The sequence below is a fragment of the Mycolicibacterium austroafricanum genome (genome assembly GCF_902705885.1).
GTDB lineage: Bacteria > Actinomycetota > Actinomycetes > Mycobacteriales > Mycobacteriaceae > Mycobacterium > Mycobacterium vanbaalenii_A.
The window spans coordinates 1-20342 of sequence record NZ_CACSIP010000018.1; the positions used below are offsets into that span (position 1 = coordinate 1).

General features: G+C 68.5%; 21 protein-coding genes and 1 pseudogene. 11 read left to right on the forward strand and 11 right to left on the reverse strand.

Going from position 1 to position 20342, the window contains the following annotated elements:
- The 3 genes from BEMPMBAN_RS13350 to BEMPMBAN_RS13360 form a co-directional block, all read right to left on the reverse strand.
- Nucleotides 1-1473, reverse strand: a 1473-nt coding sequence (locus tag BEMPMBAN_RS13350; RefSeq protein ID WP_159230951.1) for an FAD-binding protein, incomplete at its 3' end; no start/stop codon positions are given.
- 2 nt (nucleotides 1474-1475) lie between these two features.
- The gene (locus BEMPMBAN_RS13355) at nucleotides 1476-1970 is read right to left on the reverse strand and encodes a VOC family protein (RefSeq protein ID WP_159230868.1); all 495 of its coding nucleotides are present in this window, start codon (nucleotides 1968-1970) and stop codon (nucleotides 1476-1478) included.
- 80 nt (nucleotides 1971-2050) lie between these two features.
- The gene (locus BEMPMBAN_RS13360; protein WP_159230869.1) at nucleotides 2051-2740 is read right to left on the reverse strand and encodes a TetR/AcrR family transcriptional regulator; all 690 of its coding nucleotides are present in this window, start codon (nucleotides 2738-2740) and stop codon (nucleotides 2051-2053) included.
- A gap of 110 nt (nucleotides 2741-2850) precedes the next feature.
- Between BEMPMBAN_RS13360 and BEMPMBAN_RS13365 the strand changes: the two genes are divergently transcribed.
- Nucleotides 2851-3309 carry a nitroreductase/quinone reductase family protein gene (locus tag BEMPMBAN_RS13365; protein WP_159230870.1) on the forward strand — a complete coding sequence of 153 codons (459 nt, stop codon included), beginning with the start codon at nucleotides 2851-2853 and terminating at the stop codon, nucleotides 3307-3309.
- 13 nt (nucleotides 3310-3322) lie between these two features.
- Here the strand turns inward: BEMPMBAN_RS13365 and BEMPMBAN_RS13370 are convergent, their stop codons facing one another.
- The 4 genes from BEMPMBAN_RS13370 to BEMPMBAN_RS13385 all read right to left on the reverse strand — a co-directional run bounded on the left by BEMPMBAN_RS13370 (nucleotide 3323) and on the right by BEMPMBAN_RS13385 (nucleotide 8160).
- Entirely contained in the window at nucleotides 3323-4045 is a 723-nt protein-coding gene (locus tag BEMPMBAN_RS13370; RefSeq protein WP_159230871.1) for an Rv1815 family serine proteinase, read from the reverse strand.
- Between the two features lie 132 nt (nucleotides 4046-4177).
- Nucleotides 4178-5584, reverse strand: a complete 1407-nt coding sequence (locus BEMPMBAN_RS13375; RefSeq protein WP_159230872.1) for an NAD(P)/FAD-dependent oxidoreductase — start codon at nucleotides 5582-5584, stop codon at nucleotides 4178-4180.
- A gap of 49 nt (nucleotides 5585-5633) precedes the next feature.
- Nucleotides 5634-6563: a sterol desaturase family protein gene (locus BEMPMBAN_RS13380; protein ID WP_159230873.1), complete on the reverse strand. Its 930-nt coding sequence runs from the start codon at nucleotides 6561-6563 to the stop codon at nucleotides 5634-5636.
- A 25-nt stretch (nucleotides 6564-6588) separates the two neighbouring features.
- A complete protein-coding gene (locus BEMPMBAN_RS13385; RefSeq protein ID WP_159230874.1) occupies nucleotides 6589-8160 on the reverse strand; it encodes a carboxylesterase/lipase family protein in 1572 nt (523 codons plus the stop codon).
- Nucleotides 8161-8360: 200 nt separating this feature from the next.
- On the opposite strand from BEMPMBAN_RS13385, the gene BEMPMBAN_RS13390 reads away from it, so the two are divergent.
- Together BEMPMBAN_RS13390 and BEMPMBAN_RS13395 are read left to right on the forward strand one after the other, a co-directional pair.
- Entirely contained in the window at nucleotides 8361-9269 is a 909-nt protein-coding gene (locus tag BEMPMBAN_RS13390; protein WP_159230875.1) for an oxygenase MpaB family protein, read from the forward strand.
- Entirely contained in the window at nucleotides 9266-9898 is a 633-nt protein-coding gene (locus BEMPMBAN_RS13395) for a TetR/AcrR family transcriptional regulator (protein WP_159230876.1), read from the forward strand. Before BEMPMBAN_RS13390 ends, BEMPMBAN_RS13395 begins: the two co-directional genes overlap by 4 nt.
- A gap of 3 nt (nucleotides 9899-9901) precedes the next feature.
- Here BEMPMBAN_RS13395 and BEMPMBAN_RS13400 read toward each other — a convergent pair whose 3' ends face one another.
- Complete coding sequence (locus BEMPMBAN_RS13400) at nucleotides 9902-11089, reverse strand: MFS transporter (protein ID WP_159230877.1); 1188 nt, start codon at nucleotides 11087-11089, stop codon at nucleotides 9902-9904.
- Nucleotides 11090-11195: 106 nt separating this feature from the next.
- Here BEMPMBAN_RS13400 and malQ point away from each other — a divergent pair, with 106 nt between their 5' ends.
- The 6 genes and pseudogenes from malQ to BEMPMBAN_RS32600 all read left to right on the forward strand — a co-directional run.
- The gene (gene malQ, locus BEMPMBAN_RS13405) at nucleotides 11196-13349 is read left to right on the forward strand and encodes a 4-alpha-glucanotransferase (protein ID WP_159230878.1); all 2154 of its coding nucleotides are present in this window, start codon (nucleotides 11196-11198) and stop codon (nucleotides 13347-13349) included.
- A 115-nt stretch (nucleotides 13350-13464) separates the two neighbouring features.
- Entirely contained in the window at nucleotides 13465-13929 is a 465-nt protein-coding gene (locus BEMPMBAN_RS13410; protein WP_159230952.1) for a hypothetical protein, read from the forward strand.
- 100 nt (nucleotides 13930-14029) lie between these two features.
- Entirely contained in the window at nucleotides 14030-14929 is a 900-nt protein-coding gene (locus BEMPMBAN_RS13415; RefSeq protein WP_159230879.1) for a metal-dependent hydrolase, read from the forward strand.
- The gene (locus tag BEMPMBAN_RS13420) at nucleotides 14929-16047 is read left to right on the forward strand and encodes a PDR/VanB family oxidoreductase (RefSeq protein WP_159230880.1); all 1119 of its coding nucleotides are present in this window, start codon (nucleotides 14929-14931) and stop codon (nucleotides 16045-16047) included. The genes BEMPMBAN_RS13415 and BEMPMBAN_RS13420 overlap by 1 nt, the downstream gene beginning before the upstream one ends.
- A 16-nt stretch (nucleotides 16048-16063) precedes the next feature.
- The gene (locus BEMPMBAN_RS13425) at nucleotides 16064-16939 is read left to right on the forward strand and encodes an LLM class F420-dependent oxidoreductase (RefSeq protein ID WP_159230881.1); all 876 of its coding nucleotides are present in this window, start codon (nucleotides 16064-16066) and stop codon (nucleotides 16937-16939) included.
- 59 nt (nucleotides 16940-16998) lie between these two features.
- Nucleotides 16999-17280: pseudogene (locus BEMPMBAN_RS32600) on the forward strand (nuclear transport factor 2-like protein); the annotation flags it as partial.
- A 70-nt stretch (nucleotides 17281-17350) separates the two neighbouring features.
- Here the strand turns inward: BEMPMBAN_RS32600 and BEMPMBAN_RS13435 are convergent.
- Nucleotides 17351-17842: an NUDIX hydrolase gene (locus BEMPMBAN_RS13435; RefSeq protein ID WP_159230882.1), complete on the reverse strand. Its 492-nt coding sequence runs from the start codon at nucleotides 17840-17842 to the stop codon at nucleotides 17351-17353.
- 34 nt (nucleotides 17843-17876) lie between these two features.
- Here BEMPMBAN_RS13435 and BEMPMBAN_RS13440 point away from each other — a divergent pair, with 34 nt between their 5' ends.
- Both BEMPMBAN_RS13440 and BEMPMBAN_RS13445 read left to right on the forward strand, forming a co-directional pair.
- Complete coding sequence (locus BEMPMBAN_RS13440) at nucleotides 17877-18014, forward strand: hypothetical protein (RefSeq protein WP_159230883.1); 138 nt, start codon at nucleotides 17877-17879, stop codon at nucleotides 18012-18014.
- A gap of 22 nt (nucleotides 18015-18036) precedes the next feature.
- On the forward strand, nucleotides 18037-18807 hold the full coding sequence (locus tag BEMPMBAN_RS13445; RefSeq protein ID WP_159230884.1) for an SGNH/GDSL hydrolase family protein: 771 nt from the start codon (nucleotides 18037-18039) through the stop codon (nucleotides 18805-18807).
- 15 nt (nucleotides 18808-18822) lie between these two features.
- On the opposite strand, the gene BEMPMBAN_RS13450 is transcribed toward BEMPMBAN_RS13445, so the two are convergent.
- Both BEMPMBAN_RS13450 and BEMPMBAN_RS13455 read right to left on the reverse strand, forming a co-directional pair.
- Nucleotides 18823-19386, reverse strand: coding sequence for a hypothetical protein (locus BEMPMBAN_RS13450; RefSeq protein ID WP_159230885.1), 564 nt, complete (start codon nucleotides 19384-19386; stop codon nucleotides 18823-18825).
- 92 nt (nucleotides 19387-19478) lie between these two features.
- On the reverse strand, nucleotides 19479-20282 hold the full coding sequence (locus BEMPMBAN_RS13455) for a nuclear transport factor 2 family protein (protein ID WP_159230886.1): 804 nt from the start codon (nucleotides 20280-20282) through the stop codon (nucleotides 19479-19481).
- Between the last annotated feature and the right edge of the window lie 60 nt (nucleotides 20283-20342).

Here is a 20342-nt window from a genome sequence, read left to right on the forward strand (position 1 = left end):
CCGCGCCCCGTGCTCTCCCGTCCGCCGCCCGAAAAACGCCCCCTCGCCCAGCTGCGTGCCGCTGGCATAACCCTTGCCGTCCTGCGCGATGTTGGATGCGCAGGCGCCCGCGGCGTACAGACCGCGGACCGCGCTGCCGTCCTCGCGCAGCACCTCCCCGTCGATGGACACCTTCAACCCGCCCATCGTGAAACCGGAGTACATCGCCCGGCCCAGTGTCAGATCAAAGGCCGCCCACGGGCCGTGATCTTGTGCCGCCACGTATTCCGGCTGTTTGTGGAAGTCGGGGTCCTCGCCGTCGGCGGCGTGGCGGTTGTAACGGTCCAGGGTCGCGGCGAGGTTTCCTTCCGGAATTCCCAGTGCGGTCTCCATCTCGGCGACCGTCTCCCAACCGTCGATGAACTTGATCAGCGGCATCTCGGGCATCTGCATGTGGGCCTCGTCGACGATCAGATAGGCCGACTGCTCCGGCTGTTCGAGCACGAAAGCCGACGTGCGCGAATGATAGGAATCCTCGGCGACGAATCGCTTGCCGTCGGAGTTGACGATGACGCCGGTGAGCAGGATCTCCGGCGGATAGGCCGCGGCGGTGATGAACAGCTCGTCCATGTGGGTGGCCACCCCGCCGGCCGAGACACCCAGCCGGATGCCCAAACCATCGTCGTTCGGATTGCCCAGAATGTAGGGCGCCACCATCCCGTGGTGCTTGGTCTTGCGTTCCTGGCCGAGCGCGGGCGTGTACTCAGCCACCATCTCGGCGTTCATCGCGAAGCCCCCCGCTGCGATGACGACGGACGTGGCTTTCACCTCGCCGGTCTCGCCGAAGTGCTTCCACCGCACCCCGACCACCGCGCCGTCGTCGTCGGTGATGAGGCCGGTCGCTCCGGTTTCATAGCGGATCTGCACCCCGAGATCGGCGGCGCGTTTGAGCAGCAGGTCGATCACCATCGCCGCGCCACCCAGCTCGCCGGGGACCGGAACCGAGTGCCCGCGCGGCGCCGGCTTGGCCTGCTCGCAGAACGGCCAGACCTTCTCGTTGCCGGTGTAGGACAGTCCCTCGGTCCCCGGCGGGACCACGACTTTGCCCGGGTAGTAGCTGCGCTCGAACTGAAAGCCCAGCGCCTCGAGCCAATCGAAGTGCTCGACGCTGCCCTCGCAGTAGGCACGGATCTTGTCGAGTTCCGGGTCCCGCGACTGCGACACCAAGTACTTGTACATCTCCTCGGCCGTGTCCTGGTGTCCGGTGGCCTGTTGCACTGCGGTGCCACCGCCGAGGTAGAAGTGGCCGCCGGCCATCGACGTCGTCCCGCCGGCCGCAGCGGCCTTCTCCAGGACCAGGACGCGGGCCCCTGCCGCTGCGGCGCTGACGGCCGCGCAACCACCGGCGATGCCGAATCCGAGGATCACCACATCCGCCTCGTCGGACCAGGACGTGACCTCGTCAACGCTCACGGTTTCCGGGATGTGCTGCATGGTCAATTCTGCTCCTGTTTGATGTGGTCGAAGAGGGCCTGAATCTGCGGCGGAATGTAGGCGATCTCGATGTAGGGCACCCCCGAGTTCTCGGCCGAGACATAGGCGAACCGCATCCCTCCCGGCATCGTGCCCGACATGACGACAGGTGCACCGTCCCGTTCGGCCTCGCTGACGGCGGCCTCGAACCGGTCGCCATCGGCGGCCGCGACGCAGATGTGGTGCAGTCCGGGGCCGCAGCGGTCCAGGAATTCGGTGTACACGCTGGGACCGGTCACCGGGGCGATCACTTCCAGTTGGGTGTCGCCGGCATAACTCAGGGAGATGTCGGCGACGAAATCCGCGGGTCGCCCCCGGTACGTGCACATCTCGGGGCTGAAGTGCACGCCCGGCATACGGGTCCACTTCCCGGCACCCACCAGCGCGGTGAGCACTTTCTCGGTGGCTGCCAGGTCGGTGGTCACCCAGGCGATCTGGACAGGTGTCTGGTCAAGCATCTCCACGAGAATATCGACCGAGGCCCCCGCTGGCTAGAACGTGTTCTAGTTGGCGCCGGAGCCGCGCCCTCGGCGGCGGCTCAGCCGGTCCGCCCGACCAGCATCTCGACCACCAAGCTCAGCTGGGTGTCGAACACCGCCGCCGGATCGGTGAAAGTGTCGGGTCCGTACTGACCGAAGATCTCGAGACTGATGGCACCGACGAGCGTCGCCCACAGGACAAGACACTCGGCGACCACCGTGTCATCCACCGCGAAGCCGAACTCGCTGCGCAGTCCGTTGAAGTCCGCCGCCAGAACCGGTGGCACAGCGCTTTTCGGCGAGGGGACCTCTCCGGCGGCGACGCCGGCCGCGACCACGCCGAACAGTGCGCCGACCACCCTGGTGCCCGGCGCCACCGTTTGATCGCGAGGGGCGTGATACCCGGGCACCGGGCTTCCATACAGCAGGGTCCAGCTCGCCGGCTCGCGGACAGCCCACGACCGAGCGGCCCGCGCCATCGCGAGGAGTTGCTCGCGCCACGAACCCGGGGCGCCGTCGCGGGCGCGCTCTACGGCGTCGGCGAGATCGGTGTAGGCATCAACGAGCAGCAACGTGAGGAGTTCGTCGCGGCTGGCGACATAGCGGTACACCGCCGAGGACACCATGCCCAGGTCGCGCGCGATCGCACGCAACGAAAGCCCGGTGGCGCCTTCGGTCACCAGGTGACGCCTGCCGAGTTCGACAATGCGGCGTTCGGTGCGGTCGCGGGAGTCCTGTCGTTTGCCCACGGGCCAAGTGTGACACGAAACGAGATCACTGCTCTTGATTTGCCGCCCGACGAGTGGCAGCCTGTGAAGTGAGAGCAGTGCTCTCTAATCTCCGATGGAAGGAAACTCTCATGACACAGCGGTACGACGTTCCAGGGCTCGGCACCCGCCTCTTCAATGAAGCGATCCGCCATCTCGCCGAACGCGGGGTGAGCATCGCAGGCAGCACTGCCCTGCGGGTGCGAGGCCGACACACCGGTCAGACACGCGCCGTGGTGGTGAACCTGATGTCCGTCGACGGCCGGCAGTACCTGGTCTCTCCCCGCGGCAACACGCAGTGGGCGCGCAACGTCCGCGCGGCGGGCACGGTCGAGCTGGGACCGCGGAGGCGCTCACATGATCGCCGCGCGATCGAGCTGGGCGACGATGCCAAGCCCGCGCTGCTCGAGCACTACCTCGACCGGTGGTACTGGCAGGTCAAAGGCCATGTCGGCGAGCTCACGCCGGCGTCGACGGCCGCTGAGAGACGGGCGGTCGCCCCGTCCATCCCGGTGTTCGAGCTCGCCCCTCAGACGACGGCGCAGGCCTGATCCGCGTCGTCGGTCAGGGCAGGGCCGGAGGTGCGGACAGGTTGGCCGAGGCCGCGGAGATGGTGTCCTCGCGAGCCTGCTGACTGGCTACCTGCCACGACACCGCGGCCGGCAGGCTGCCCCAGGTGCTGTTGAACATTCCGATGAGCACGGTGCGGCCGTCCGGTGTCGGGGTGTACACCGGGCCGCCGGAGTCGCCCTTGCGGCTCACCACACCGTTGGCCATCGTGAACCAGCCATTGTTGACCGCTTCGACCGTCCCGCAGCTCTCCCCCGTCACCACCCCGAAGTGGCAGACCGGCATACCGACCACCGGCAGCACCGCGGGATCGGTGACCAGCACCCGGCCGCTGGGCAACACATTGTTGACGGCCACCTCGGGCGCCAGGTGGATCACCTGCCAGTCGGCAATCTGGTGGTTGGTGTCGACCGTGGTTCCGTCGGGGGTGTTGTCCCGGAACGAACCCTGCCTGCCGATGAAATTGCCCTGCTTGTCCGAGACCGTTCCCGACGCACGGCAGTGCCCCGCGGTGAACGCCACCCGAGTCTGCGGATCCACGTAGCCGAGGGTGCACAGCACCGAATCCTGGTGGATCTCCATGCCCGGGTAGACGACCACACCCGGCTGGGCGTGCGCGGGCGCCGAACTCAGGAGCATCGCCAGCAGTGGGGCAACTACCGCGAGCAGTGACCGCAGCCGTCGGCGCGGCGATCGTGTTGACGGCTGAACAGACATGGCGGCCCCCTCGCTGTTGTCGCCCGGTGATACCCGCTGTCACGGCTTATGTAACAGGTGCATCGCAATCCGGAAAAGGGGCGTTACACATCGGCGCACGTCACCGCGGCGCCGCAGCAGCGCTCGCCGCCGTCACGAATCGAAGCCGAGCCCGGCGGCGTCCAGCGCCCGCAGCAGCAGGTTGCGCCGCCCCGCGGAATGGTCGGCCCTGTCCAGGGACCATCTGGTGGCCTGGATGCCGACGCTGGCGAGTGGTTCGGGCGGAAACGGCAGCGGCTTCTTGCGCACCATCTCCAACCGGGTGCGGGGCGTGCGCTCCCCGTCCAACAGGTCCAGGCACACATCGGCGGCGAACCTGGTGGCTCCGACACCGAGCCCGGTGAACCCGTTGACATAGGCGACGCGGCCCTCGCGGGCCAGGCCCCAGTGCGCACAGAATCGGGTGTTGGTGTCGATGGGTCCGGCCCACCGGTGGCTGAACCGGACATCATCGAGCTGCGGGAACGTGATGAAAAAATGCGCCGCCAACCGCCGGTAGGTGTCGCGGCGGTCTTCGTAGTCGGACTTGACGTGCCGGCCGAAGTGGTAGACGGCGTCGTAACCACCCCAGACGATGCGATTGTCCATCGTCAACCGGTAGTAGTGAAACTGGTTGGCGGAGTCGCCGATTCCCTGTCGACGTTGCCAGCCCACGCGCTCGAGCTGCGCCTCGGTCAACGGCTCGGTGGCCAGCACGTAGTCGTACACGGGCACGGTGAACAGGCGATTGCGCTTGAGCAGGCTGGGGAACACATTGGTCGCCAACATCACCTGACGGCAGGTGACCGCAGGTCCGTCGGTGTGCACGCGCAGTGCGGCGCCGCCCGAGTCGATCCGCGTCGCGGTGGTGTGCTCGAACACCTCGACGCCGACATCACGGCAGGCCCGCGCCAACTCGAGTGCCAGCTTGGCGGGGTTGACGATCGCGCACGTGTCAGCGCTGTAGAGACCCGCGAGATAGGTCGGCGAGTGGACTTCGGCCCGGACCTGTCGCTCGTCGAGCAGCTGTCCCTGCTCAGCGGCCGCGGCTTGCTCGAGCCATTCCACCTGATGCGGCTCGGTGGCCACGGTGAGCATCCCGGTGCGTTGCCATTCGGTGTCGAGGCCGAGTTCGGCGATCTCGGTCTGCATGCCGTCGAGGTTCTCCATGCCCATCGCCTCGAGCGTGTCGATCTCGTTGGGCCAGCGGGCTTTCCCGTTCTCGAACCCATGGGTCAGGCTGGCGTCGACGAAGCCGCCGTTGCGCCCGGACGCCGCCCACCCGATCCGGTCGGCCTCGATGAGTACGATCCGCCTGTCGGGGTGTCGGCGGGCGGCGTGCAGCGCGCTCCACAGGCCGGTGTAGCCGCCGCCGATCACCAGCAGGTCGCAGGTGATCGGACCAGTGGGCGCAGGGAACTCCGGGCGTGGGAGGTCCAGCCACACAGACCCGAGCGCACTTTCGGCCAGGGAACGATCTACCAGTGCCGGGTCGACGCGGGCATCAAAAACCGTCTCCACACTGCGCACCCTACGGCCTGCCCACAGGCCGCGTCGGCGATCGGTCACGCTATCGGGGGACGTAGGCGGGTGGCTGGTCACCGGCCCGGGCCGCCCCCGCGGGCAACCAGCCCGGAGGGCCGAAGATGTAGCCGAGCTTGTCGCGGATCCGCCGGGCGGCCCGTACATCGCGGCCGATGGCGGCGTATTCGCGAGTCTGCAGCTTCCAGATGTTGAACGTGTCCACCGGCTTGGTCAACCCGTAGTGCGGCCGGAAGAGTTCACTCTGGAATGTGCCGAACAGCCGGTCCCAGATGATCAGGATCCCGCCGTAGTTCTTGTCCAGGTACTGCTGGTCCATTCCGTGGTGCACCCGGTGATGCGAGGGGGTATTGAAGACGAACTCGATTGGGCGCCAGAGCTTGCCGATGCGCTCGGTATGGATCCAGAACTGGTAGACCAGGCTGATCGAAAAACTCACGAACACCATCCACGGTGGAACGCCCAACAGCGGCAAGGGAATCCACATCAGGATCTCCCCGCTGTTGTTCCACTTCTGCCGCAGCGCGGTCGCGAAGTTGAAGTACTGGCTGGAATGGTGGGCCTGGTGGGTGGCCCAGATCAACCGCACTCGGTGCGCGGTGCGGTGGTAGGCATAGAAGAGCAGATCCACACCGACGATCGCGATCACCCACGTGTACCACTGGGTGGCGGACAGCTGCCACGGGGCGAGATAGGCATAGATCGCCGCATAACCCAGCAGCGCCAGGAACTTCCACGCGCCCATCGTGAAGATCGACACCAGCCCCATCGAGATGCTGGCCCAGGAGTCGCGCGCGAGATGAGCGCCGGGGCCCGGCCGCCCGGGATCGCCGGAGCTGGACAGGTGCTCGAGTTTGCGGGCGGCCGTCCACTCGATGATCAGCAGCAGCAGGAAGAATGGGACGGCGAACAGCACGGGGTCGCGCATCTGCGGCGGCAGTAGGTCGAGGAATTCCATGGCGGCGCCTCCGGGAGTCGGATCTCTACAGGAAGCTCAGGACGTCATCGCCCCAGGCGCGCCGCACGTCGGCATCGAGGTCGTCGACCACCGAATCCTGTTTGTCGATGACCAGGGTGGCGCGGTCGTCGGCGCCGTAGGGGCGCCAGGCCGGTTCGCCGGTCAGTCCGCGGGGTTCGCCGTGCGTCGCGAAGCCCGTCCATCTGGCGCGCATCCGCTGCGAGACCGCCTCGCCGACCTTGCGGCCGCCGAGTGCGAACATCGGGTCCTTGCGCACGGCGCCGAGATTTCCCCAGACGAACGGAAGTTCGGTGGCGTGGGCGGCGTGCAGACGGAGCAGGCGCAGCATCGCGGTGGCGAAGTCGAAGCGGTAGAGGTACACCGGCGCGACGGCACGGTGACCGTCGGCGAACCAGATCGAGGGCATCCGGAAACCGAGGTCACTGGCCAACCCGAGGCCCTTGACCGTCCCCCGGCCGCGGTAGGTGCCGCCGAGTCGGGTTTCGTCGGGCAACTGCAGACCCGGTTGCTCGGCGGCGATCTCGGCGAACATCGCCTTGATGGACTCGGGTTTGATGGGCATCAGCGGCGACTTCATCCACCGGAAGAGCGCGGCCTCGTTCTTGTTGGTGCCGATGATCAGCGGCACCGGATGGGTCAATCCCTTCCTGGCCATGCTGACCGGATAGTCCGGAACCAGGTCGCCGTCGACGATCGGGGCGAAGGCCAACCTGCCCGGGGTGCGCACCGGGACCTCGTCGAACACCGTCCGCGACGCTGCCACGATCGCCTCGGTGCTCAGCCCCGCCAGGCGGCCCAGATCCTGGGGCCCGACCTCGAGTACCTCGAGAAATCGCTCGGCCACTCCGCGGGCGCGGCCGGAGTCGTAGGTGGAGGTGACCGGTGAACTCTGCGCGATCGCGGCGCTGAACAGCCCGGCTGCGGCGGGCGTGCCCAGCAGGGTTGTGACGATTCCCGCCCCGGCGGACTCGCCGAACAACGTGACCCTGCCCGGATCACCGCCGAACGCCGCGATGTTCTCGCGCACCCAGCCCAGCGCGGCCAGCACATCACGCAAGCCCACGTTGGTGGCGAACCGCTCGCTGTCGGCGCCCAGGGTGGACAGTTCCAGAAAGCCCAGCGCCCCGAGCCGGTAGTTGACGGTGACGACCACGACGTCACCGCCCGCCGCCAGGGTTCGGCCGTGATAGAGCGGCTGGCTGGCCGAGCCGAGGATGTAGGCGCCGCCGTGCACCCACACCATCACCGGTTTGGCATCTCCGGGTTGCGTACCGGCCGGAGCCCACACGTTGAGGCTCAGGAAGTCGTCACCCTGCGGAGCTCCGAGGTCGATCGGAATTCTCGGATCCGTGGGCTGGGGACACACCGGGCCGACCCGTCCGGCGTCGGCGGGCTCTGACCATGCCACCGGCGGCTGAGGCGCCCGCCACCGCAGGTCGCCGACCGGCGCCGCCGCGTATCGGACCGCCTTCCAGGCCTTGACCACTCCGTCGTCCACGCCGCGTACCGGACCGTAGGTGGTCTCCACGACGGGCCGTCCACCTGCGGTGTCACGGGGTGTGGCCTCCGCGGTCATGTCCAACTCCTTTGGTCAGTTCCTGGTACGTAACTGTACCAGCGAGTGCTGCAGTCGCCGTTCAGAGCCAGCCTAAGCCGCCGTATTCACCGGAAACTCCGAAAACTCGCGGTCCCGTCGAAGGAATGTTGGTATATATTTACCTAGGTTTGTAACATCTATACCAAAGCGTTCAGGTCGGTCGCAAAGGAGGCCGCGAGGTGCACCCACTACGCAGCCGCATCATCGGTGATTTCGAGCGTCAGGCCGGCCGGCATGACGACCCCGCGGTCTACGGCGGGCCGCCGGGTGACCCCGGTCTGATCGGGCCGGGAAGCGTGTCGTGGGAGGTGCACGCCGATCTCGCGGCCGTGTCCCAGGCGGGCCTGGCCGCGATCGTGCTCGAGGTGTTGCACCCCTCGGTCGTCGCGGGCGTGGAGGATCTCTCCGACTTCCGCAGCGACCCGTTCCGCCGGGCCCGCGCCACACTCGGCTACGTGCTGGCCACCACCTTCGGAAATACCTCTGCGGCAACCGCTCTCATCGAGCATGTCCGCCATGTACATTCATTCGTCAACGGCACCCGCCCTGACGGAATCGCCTACCGTGCGCTCGACCCCGAGCTGATCGCGTGGGTGCACACCTGCATTCCATGGATGATCATGCGGACCTTCGAGCGCACCAACAGGGTGCTCTCGCCCGAGGAGCGCGACCGGTATCTGCGCGAGCAGGCCACGATCGGCCGGATGGGAGGCGGTGCGGCGGTGCCGGCCAGCGTTGCCGAGCTCGAGGAATTCGTCGCGCAGGTCCGTCCCAAGCTCGCCGTGACTGCGCAGACCCGCGCCTTCCTCGACTTCCTGGTCGCCTCGCCGTTCCTGTCCGACCTACCCGGGTCGGTCCAGCGTCCGGCAGGCCGGTTCGCGGTACACGCCGGGATGATCCGAGCACCCCGGTGGGCACGCGAGCTCATCGGGTACGACCGTCCGGCGGCGCTGACCCGCAGCCTGTACGAGCCGGTGTTGCAGCTGGACGCGCGGCTGCACCGATGGGCGTTCGGAACACCCCGGTACGTATCGCTGGCCCGCGCCCGGGTGGCCGGCGCATCGGCGCTCGAGGTTCTGGCGCGGTGATTGATTCGCAGCTCGTCGTCGTCGTCGGTGCTGCCGCCGACCTCTTCGGCGGCCACGGGAACGACGAATCCGCGGACCCGACCTGCCGGCGACTGCTGGATGCGGCGCTCAACGAGGCTGCATCCGTCGGCCTGAACCGGATCACCGTCGAGGAAGTGGTGCGCAAAGCCGGGGTCTCCCGGATGACCGCCTACCGGCGCTATCCGCGCCGCGACGATCTGGTGGCTGCGCTGGTCCGCCGGGAAACCCAGCGGTTTCTGGCCGCGGTGGCCGATGCCATCGAGGCCACCGCCGACCCCGACGAGGGGGTGGCCAACGCGTTCATCGCCGCCGTCGCCTTCGCACGCGCCCACCCGATCCTGCGCCGGGCACCGCACGTCGACCCGGCTCCGCCGGCCGACTCAGCAGAGCTGATCGCGATGGGCTCGGCATTCATCGCCAACTACATCCACGGCGAGACCCCCGGCACGCCGGCGCAGTCGGTGCGCTGGGTGGCCGATGTCTTCGCCCGGCTGTTCTTCACCTACCTGTCGATGCCGCCGTCCGACCCGGACTTCGGTGACGACGACGAACTGCGCCGCTTCGCCCATACGGTGCTGACGCCGATGATCCGCAACGCGCTGGCGTAGCGCTCACCGCCGTCGGGTTCCGAGCACGCCGGCGAGCGCCACAAGTGCGACACCGGCGACCGGGACGATCAGAAGTCCGATCCGCAGGCTGGTCGCATCGGCGATGACGCCGACGATCAGGGGAGCACCGAGGAATCCGACACGCATCAGCCAGGTCAACACGGTCAGCCCGGTTCCGGCGCGAAGACCGGGCAACTCGTCGGCGGCGCGCATCGCGGCGGGCACCACCGTGGCGACCCCCAGCCCTGCGGCGGCGAAACCCGCGATGGTGCCCGGCACCGTTGGAAAGGCCAGGGCGGTCCCCATTCCCGCTGCCGTGATCAGCCCACCTGCCCGCGCCACCGCACGGTCGCCGAACCGGTCGACCAGACCGTCACCGATCAACCGGCCGACGAACATGAACCCGACCAGCGCGACGTACCCCATCGCCGCCACCGGACCCGGCGCAGCCAGGCTGTCGCGCAGATACAAGGTGGCCCAGGAGCTCCCGGAGTCCTCGACAGTGGCGCCGACGATCGCGATACCCACCAGCGCCGACAGCGACAGGTACACCGTTGCGCCCGGCGGGCGCCGACCCTGACGGTGCTGCGACGGGTGGTCGTCGTGATCGGGGCCGCGCAGCAGATGTCGATAGGCGACGGCCACCACCGCGCAGAAGATCACCCCGGCGACCCCCAGATGCGTCGCCCGCGGGATGTGCAGCGCGATCGCCCCGGCTCCCATCAGACCGCCGGTGATCGCACCGACAGCCCAGACCGCATGCAGCGAGTTGATGATGGACCGTCCGTAGTTGCGTTGCAGCCGAAGGCCGTTGACGTTCTGGGCGACGTCGGTGACCGCATCGCACGCGCCCGCGACGAACAGGGCTGCAGCGAAGAGCAGCGGTGAGGTCGACAGCGCGGCCGCCGTGAGGAACACCGCAAGGGCCACCGTGGTGACCACGGCCACACGCGCTGAGGTGAAACGCCGGATCAACGCCGCCGCGGTCAGCCCGGCAAGCAGCGCCCCGGCGGAGAAGCCGGCCACCGCCCCGCCGTAGACGGCATTGGACATCCCCAGATCCGCCTTGATCTCCGGGAATCTGGGCAGCAGATTGGCGAACAGCGCGCCGTTGGTCAGGAACAACGCTGCCACGGCGAGCCGAGCCCGCCTGTTGCGTGCCTCGCCGCCCCCGAGCGGTTCGGCCGCCATGATCCGGGACCCTACCCAAAGCGCCGGGCGGAGCGCGGCGCGCGGAGAGGACCGGCAGTGGGGCTTGGGTCTCCGTGAAGCCGGATGACGGGGCAAGATTGGCGGCATGCCTGCTGCCGCCGAGGACGTCGATCTGCCCGACTCGCTGATCGAGCTGTCCGGTCGTTACGGCGTCGCGACCGGTTACACCGACTGGACCGGCCGGCCCGTCACCGTCGCGCCGGCCACCTTGACCGCCGTCCTCGACGCACTCGGCGTGCCCGCAGCAACCGAGGAGGACCGGACCGCGGCGCTCACAGCGCACGACCGGGCCCACTGGGCGCGCTCACTGCCACCGGTGATCGTCGGACGCAGCCGCGTCGCCACGACGTTCTGGGTTCACGTCACGCACGGTGACCCGGCCAGGTTGTGGCTGCGACTGGAGGACGGCAGCGTGCGCACCGGTCTGCGCCAGCTCGAGAACAACACAGCCCCATTCGATCTCGACGGGCGACTGATCGGGGAGGCAAGCTTCGAACTGCCCGCGGACCTGCCGGTGGGTTACCACCGGCTGTACCTGCAGGTCGGCTCGTCCGACGTCAGCACCACCGTCATCGTGGCGCCGGCATCGCTGGAAGCGCCCCGACTCGGGTCGGGTCGCGCCTGGGGCCTGGCCACCCAGCTCTACAGCGTGCGTTCCCGGAACTCCTGGGGGGTCGGGGATCTGACCGATCTCACCGATCTGGCTGTGTGGTCGGCTGCCCGCCACGGTGCGGGTTTCGTGCTGGTCAACCCGCTGCATGCCGCCGCGCCCGCGGCACCGATGGAACCTTCGCCGTACCTGCCGACCTCCCGGCGATTCGTCAACCCGATGTACCTGCGTGTCGCCGCCGTAGCGGAGTTCGCCTTCGTCCGGCATCGCGGCCGGATCCGCAAGGCGCAGGCCGCGGTGCAGATGCGGGCCGATCGCTCCGAGCAGATCGACCGGGACCGCGCCTGGAAGACCAAGCGCGAGGCGCTGGAGATCATCTACCAGGTCGAGCTTTCGGCCGGCCGCGAGATCGCCTACCAGGCGTTCCTGGATCGCGAGGGCCGTAGCCTCGACGACTTCGCCACCTGGTGTGCGCTGGCCGAACGTGACGGCAACGACTGGCACCGATGGCCGGAGGCACTGCGGCACCCGCGCTCCGAAGAGGTCGCCGCATTCGTCGAGGAGAACCCGGCGGCAGTGGACTTCCACCGCTGGCTGCAATGGCTGGTCGACGATCAGCTCGGGGCGGCGCAGTCCGCCGCCGTGCAGGCGGGCATGGAGCTGGGCCTCATGGGTGACCTGGCGGTCGGCGTGGATCCCGACGGCGCCGACGCCTGGGCGTTGCAGGACGTATTGGCCCTCGGTGTCACCGCCGGCGCACCGCCGGACGAGTTCAACCAGCTCGGACAGGACTGGTCGCAGCCGCCGTGGCGTCCCGACCGGCTCGCCGAGGCGGCGTACGAACCGTTCCGGGCCCTGGTCGCGGCGATCCTGAGGCATACGGGCGGGGTGCGCATCGACCACATCATCGGGTTGTTCCGGTTGTGGTGGATACCCCGGGGTGTGCTGCCGACCGAGGGCACCTATGTGCGTTACGACCACGAGGCGATGATCGGCATCGTGGCGTTGGAGGCACAGCGGGCCGGCGCGGTTGTCGTCGGTGAGGATCTGGGCACCGTGGAGCCGTGGGTCCGCGACTACCTCCACGACCGCGGTCTGTTCGGTACGTCGATCCTGTGGTTCGAGATGGACCGTGACGGCAGCGGCGGCCCGCTGCCTGCGGAGCGGTGGCGGGAGAACTGCTTGTCGGCCGTGACGACGCACGATCTGCCGCCCACCCGGGGGTACCTCGCCGGCGAGCACGTCCGGTTGCGCGACGAACTCGGGCTGCTGACCAGACCCGCCGACGAGGAGCTCGCCGGGGACAGAGCGCAGCAGCAGGCCTGGATGTCCGAGTTGCGCAGGGTCGGGCTGCTCGACGAGGGCGACACTGACGTGGATGCCGTGGTGTTGGCCCTGCACCGCTATCTCGGCCGTACCCCGTCCCGGCTGCTGGCGCTGTCGTTGGCCGATGCCGTCGGCGAGGTGCGCACCCAGAACCAGCCGGGGACCACCGACGAGTATCCGAACTGGCGGATCCCGCTCGGCGGCTCGGACGGACAGCAGGTTCTTCTCGAATCGATCTTCACCGATCCACGTGCAGCTGCGCTGTGCGAGGCGATGCGGGCCGCGGTCAAGCCGCCGGCGTGAGCGCCGCGCATGTAACACCTGGGACCTCTGCAGCGGTTTCACATTCGGCACTGCTGCGATATGTTCGCACCGCACCAACCGAGGCGAGGAGATTGTTGTCGTGAGAAAGCTCGTCGTGAAAAACGTCGCTGTGCTCAGCGGTGGACTGGTCGCCGCCGGAACGGCCGCGCTGATCGGTGCCGGCGTGGCGATCTCCCAGCCTGCGCAGCCATCGCCGTACAACGTGACCGGCGAACAGTACGGCCGAGCACTGGCAATCCTCAAGAGCCAGGGCATCAAGGCCTATTTCGGCGGATCGAACGGCAGCGCTCTTCCACAGTTCTCCTGCCTGGTCGACTCGCAGAAGATGACGAGCGGCGGCCGGATGCTGCTGAACCTGGACTGCACGCAGGCCGCTGCCGACGAGATCAAGGCGATGGGCCCCACCGGTGGTCCCACAGTCGGCGCCAACGGCGTCACGACGATCACCCCGACGCCGATGGTGCCGATCGCCGGCGCTCCTGGAGCAGGGGGACCCGTGGCAGGCGCGCCCCCGCAGATCCAGGGCGGCCCGGCGATCCCGGGCCAACCTCCCGCCTGATCCCGCGTCACCGGACAGCTATCCGGGACCCGCGTTCCCACCAACCGGGCCCCCACGTCGTAAACTCACGGAAAGAGTGACGACGAACAGGAGTCCGCAGATGCTGCGACCGCGGCGATTCGACGACGAGATCGATCCTGGTCCGGTGCAGATCCAGGCGCGCAAGGTGGACTTCGACGTCGCGGACAGCCCGCTGCACTGGATCCCGGGTCATCCGGTCGCCTCCCATGTCGTCAGCGTGCTCAACCTGGTCCTGCCGGCCGGGGAGCGCTGGTTCGTCGAAACCTTCAACGAAGCGTTGCCCCTGGTCAAGGATCCCAAGCTGGCCGACGACATCCGCGGGTTCATCGGCCAGGAGGCCACCCACGCCGACGTGCACGAGAAGATCCTGAACACCTTCATGATCGAGCACGGGGTGGATCCGGCACCGATCCTCGACCAGGTCGAGCACGTCTTCACCGAGGTCCTCGCCCCGTTGGACACCACCGACCCGCGGCGGCGGCTGAATCACCTCTGTGAGCGGCTGTGGCTGATCGCAGCCATCGAGCACTACACCGCGGTGATGGGCGACTTCGCCCTCAACTGCGCCTGGGACGACCACCACGCCGACCCGGCGCTGGTCGACCTGTTCCGCTGGCACGGTAGCGAGGAGGTCGAACACCGAAGCGTGGCCCACGACGTCGCGATGTACTTCCACGACAGCTACCTCAGCCGGGTGCGGGCGATGACCACTGCCGCAGTGATGCTGTTCGTGTTCTTCCAGCGCGCCGCCTGGTATCTGGTGAAGACCGATCCCGCTACGACCACCAGCTGGTGGAGGTTCCAGCGGCTGCGGATGCGCGATTCGAAACTGGGGCTGCTGCCCCGCTACCGCGCGCTGTTCGGATCGAACACCCTGGCGTACTTCCGGCCCGGCTATTCGCCGGAGGAACTCGGCTCCACCGCGCAGGCCGTCGCCTACCTCGCGACCTCCCCTGCGGCCCGCGCGGCACACATGTGATGCCGGTGTTCGAACGTTACCGGCGGGCTTACCTGAAGACGCCGCCGAGCGCGTCGGGCCGCACCCGTCACGACCCGACGCTGGGTTTCGCGGGCGCCGCGCTGTCGGGGATCTTGGCCACCACTGCGGCGATGCGGCGGATCCGGCCTCCCGGCGGCGGCGTCGACACCATCGCACTGAACGTGGCGCGCAGGCGTGTCGTGGCCCGTGACCAGGATGTGGTCGAGCTGACGCTCACCGCCGCGCACGGCGGGACACTCCCCCGCTGGTATCCCGGCGCACACCTCGATGTCCACCTGCCCAGCGGTCTGGTCCGGCAGTACTCGCTGTGCGGCGACCCGTCGACGGACGACCACTATCGCATCGCGGTGCGACGCATTCCCGACGGTGGTGGTGGGTCCGCGGAGGTGCACGACGCGCTTCCCGAGGGTTCGACTGTGCACACTCACGGCCCGCGCAACGCCTTTCCACTCACCGTGCCCGGCCGCGGCTCCCCGGCGTCACGGTTCCGGTTCATTGCCGGCGGCATCGGCATCACGCCGATCCTCCCGATGCTGGACCTGGCACGCCGGCTGCAGGTCGACTGGTCGATGGTCTACACCGGCCGCAGCCGCGACAGTCTTCCGTTCATCGACGAGGTCGCCGCACACGGGGATGCCATCGCGATCCGCACTGACGACAACCACGGGCTGCCTACCGCGGCAGAGCTGCTCGGCGACTGCCCGGAGGGCACCGCGGTGTACGCGTGCGGACCCGCTCCGATGCTGACGGCGATCCGGACCGCGCTGGTGGGCCGGGACGACGTCGAGCTGCACTTCGAACGGTTCGCCTCCGCACCGGTGGTCGACGGCCGGCCATTCCGGGTCACGCTGGCCGGCACCGGTGAGACCGTCGGCGTAGCCGCGAGCGAGACATTGCTTGCGGCATTGCGGCGGGCCGGGGTGAACCCCCCGTACTCGTGCCAACAGGGGTTCTGCGGCACCTGTCGCACCCGGGTCCTCGCCGGCGAGCCCGATCACCGCGACACGCTGCTGACGGCGCCGGAACGCGCCGCGGGCCTGATGCTGACGTGCGTGTCCCGGGCAGCCGGCGACAGCTCGCTGACCCTGGACCTGTAGCAAGGATGCCGGTCGCATGAAATTCGCCGTGTTCGCACCGCTGGCAGCGGGGCTCACCGACGATCCCGAGTGGATGACGCTGTTCGCTCAGCATCTGGAAGCATGCGGCTTCGAGTCGATCGTCGTGGCCGAACACACCGTGATGATCTCCCGGTACACCAGCGTCTATCCGTACGATCCCTCCGGACGGGTCGACATCGATCCAGGGTGCCCGGTTCCCGATCCTCTCGATCTGCTCGCGTTTCTGGCCGGCCGCACCGAGCGGCTCGGGCTGGCCACGGGCGTGCTGGTGCTGCCGAACCACCACCCGGTGGTGCTGGCCAAGCGGGCCGCGACGGTGGATGCGCTCTCCGGTGGGCGGCTGCGGCTCTGTGTCGGCGTCGGGTGGCTCAAGGAGGAGGTCGAGGCGTGCGGCGCCGAGTTCGCCAGCCGGGGCCGCCGCAGCGACGAGCAACTGCAGGTGATGCGGATGTTGTGGGACGGGCCCACCGACGGGGTCAGCCATCGCGGCGAGTTCTTCGCATTCCGGGACGCGGTGTGCCGGCCGAGGCCCCGTGCGCACCTCCCGGTTCACATCGGCGGGCACAGCCGCGCCGCTGCGCTGCGCGCGGGCCGCTACGGCGACGGGTTCCAGCCGCTGGGTGTGGGTCCGCAGCGCTTGGCGGAACTGGTTGCCGTCATGCGTGACGAGGCCACCCGGGTCGGCCGCGACGGCGCAGCGCTGGAAGTGTCTGTGGGACACCAGGTGAGCAAGATCGATGCCGACCGGGCGGCCAGGCTCGGCGCCAGCGGTGCCGACCGGGTGGTACTGGCCATGCCGCCGGTGACGGATGTCGACGAGGCCCGCGACCTGCTCTCCGGGTGTGCCGGGCGACTGGGTCTGACGCCGTGAGCCTGGCGGTCGCCGACCGGATCGCGCTGAGCGACCTGGTCCATCTCTACGCGTCCGCGGTGGACGACCGCAGATTCGCAGACGTCGTCGAACTGTTCACCGAGACAGCGGAATTACGACTCCCCGATCCCCCGGGTTCCCTGGAACCGGTGCGTCTGCACCACGGGCGTGACGGAGTGCGCACAGCGATGTCGGCGCTGGCGCAGGTGAGCCGGACCGAGCACGCGATCGTCGGTGAGGTGTATGCCCGCGGCGATCACGCCGACCACGGACTGGGCCGGATCACCTGCATCGCCCACCACTGGACGGTCACGGGGCGGTCGGCGACCGATGTGGTGTGGCATCTGCGCTACGACGACGAGTACGTGCGGACAGCCCGGGGCTGGCGAATCCACGGTCGGGCCTTGACGATCAACGCGATCGAGACACCTGCGGTCCGTCGTGTCCGAGCGCGTCCTGGAGTTGATCGAGCAGCGGGCGCTGCCCCTTCAGCAGCTTCGCCCGGGCCACCGGCACAGCGAGCCACGCCACCCGGTCGATCTCCGGGTACTCCCTGAAGTTGCCCGATCCTCTGGGCCATTCCAGCGTGAAGGTGTTGCTGTACGAGCCCTCCAGGTCGAGGTCCCCGTACACGGCGAACGCGGTGATGATCTTTCCCCCGGGTTGACGCACCGGGGTCAGATCGATCCGATCCCCGACCGGCGGCGGTTTCCCGATCTCCTCGGTGAACTCTCTCACCGCGACGGTCCACGGATCCTCACCTTGGCCGTACTCGCCTTTCGGGATCGACCAGGCGCCTTCGTCTCTGCGTGCCCAGAACGGACCGCCCGGATGACCGATGAGCACTTCGAGTGGCCCGTCGGTGTCGCGGTAGAGCAGCAGTCCCGCGCTCAGCCTGGGCATTCGAGCACTTCGTCCACGGGTGCACGATAGCCGGGTGCCCCCGGTGTCGTCGGCGGATCAGAGGTCGGATCTGGATCGGCAGGTGGCGCGTAAGCGGTTGGAAGACATCATCACCCAACTCAGCGTCGCCGGGCTGGTACTGAACCTGACACGGTGGGGCCGACCGCGGTAGCACACGAGCTAGAGTGCCAGCTGTGCTCCGGTACTCGCGGTATGTCGCGTTGGGCGACAGCCAGACCGAGGGACTGTGGGACGGTGACGACGATGCCGGGTTGGTCGGCTTCGCCGACCGTCTGGCCGTACTGCTCGACACCCACCGTCCGGGCCTGCAGTACGCGAACCTGGCGGTGCGCGGAAAACAGATCCGTGACGTGCTCGACGATCAACTGCCCGAGGCACTGGCCATGGGCGCGGACCTGATCACCGTCTGTGTCGGGATGAACGACGTGACCCGTCCCGGCACCGGCTTCGATAGTGCCCTGGCCCATCTCGACGATCTGCATGTGCGCCTTGCCGAATCGGGGGCGACGGTGGTGACGACGACGTTCCCCGACCTGGCCAGGATCCTGCCGATCGGGCGGGTGCTCGCCCGGCGGGTGGTGCGGATCAACGCCGAGATCCGTGAGGCCGCCCACCGGTACGGGTTTCGGCTGGTCGACCTGTACGACGCACCCTCGATGACGCAGCCGGACACCTGGAGCCCGGACCGGGTGCACGGATCCACCAGGGGCCATGAGCTGTTCGCCGCAGCCGCGGCCGAGGCCCTGGGACTGCCCGGCAGCAACCACGAGTGGGCGGCGCAAGACCCGGGGTCGGCCCCGTCCTCCCTGCGGTCGCGCTCGTACTCGCAGGTGTTGTGGACACGCAACATGCTGCTGCCGTGGTTGTGGGCGCACCTTCGCGGCCAGTCCGGCGGTGTCGGGCGCGAACCGCGGCGACCGCTGCTGTCGCAGTTGAACCGGTGAACGCCCGACGGGTTGTCAGATACCCGTCCAGGCGGCGTCGAGACGCTCGGCGACATCGATGACCTTTGCCTGCACCGACTCGGGGCTGTCGATCTCACCGGCGACGTGGGCGGCGATGAACCGCCGGATCTCGGCGTCGACCCCGCCGACGATGCGAACCACCTCGGCCCGCAGCGATTTGGACGTCACGTGGATGGAGATGTCGGAGGCGCGCGGCTTCTCGACGTCGAGGATCAACAGCAGGGGTTCAGCGGCCCTGGCGGTGGCACGCAGCGAGATCTCACCGAAGACCATGAATTTGGGTTTGTCGATCCGCAGGTCGACGACCATGTCGATCTCCAACGGGATGCGGATGCCGAAGGTGATCGAATCGCCGACCTCGCGGGTGACCCGGGGTGCCAGGATCCGCACCTTGGCGGTCACCTTGGCGATCTTGCCCGGTCCCTGCGCGATCGGGCCCATCTCGAAGGCGTCACCGGCGATCGCGCCGATCGCGCCGCCCACGCGGTCCTCGGTCACGGCGACTTCGAAGAACCGGCGCCCGAACTCCTCGTAGGTGACGTAATCAGCAGATTCCATGGTGCTGCTACGTTCTCACGTCCGCGCCGCGGAGCGCGACAACGTGGCCGAATCCGGCGCGGGCGTCGGGGCCACCGTCGCGCGTCGGTATCTCACGGCCGACGGGTCTCGCCGAAGATCCGGATCCGCGAAACCGCCCCCCGGTCGGGCCGCAGATCCGCGATGACCACGGTGCGCTCCCCGTCGTGGTCGACCCGGGCAGCGACGGCGCGTCCCGATCGGATGAGTTTGCTCCAGGTCCCGCCGGCCAGGTGCTTGACCAGGTCGGAGGTGGTCATGACGGCGGTGTCCCCGCCGGTGATCGGGATGTCGGCGGCCAGCCGGCGCACCCCGATCTCGTCGCCGCCGCAGGCCTCGTCGAGGAAACGGGCGACGAGCCCCTTGCCGCCGGTGCCCAGGCCGCGGAATCCGGTGAGGAAGCCGAGGCTGCCGGACAACCCCTGGTTGGCCAACATCGTTCTGCCGAGCCCGATCCCGGCCGGCAGGGCGCCGATCCCGGCGCGGACGAACTGCCCGATCATGGCGGGCAGCTCCCAGTACGCCGACAGCGCGGCGATTCTCAATTCGTCGTGATCGTCGCGCAGGTCGTAGCGGATGTAGGTGGGCACCCGCATCGTCAGCGTGGGGGCCATCTGGATCTCGAGTTCGAGGTCGCGCACCACCGTCGTGCCGACCACCAGATCCACCTCGGGGTGGAAGCCGATCACGCGGGGACCGATGAAGGTGTCGTAGAAGTGGCCGATGGCAACGTGCCCCCGGTGTGGTGCGGAGCCCACCGGATCCTCGACCCGGCCGTCGGCGGTGAACATCCCGATCCAACCGTCGCGGTCGTGTGCTGCGGCCGTGGCCAGCGATCGCTGCGCAGTGGCCAACAGGTCCGCTCGTGTGATGGGCATATGGTTGCCTACCACTTCTTCCGTGCGGCAGTCGACTACTTCTGCTCACGCGGGCACACT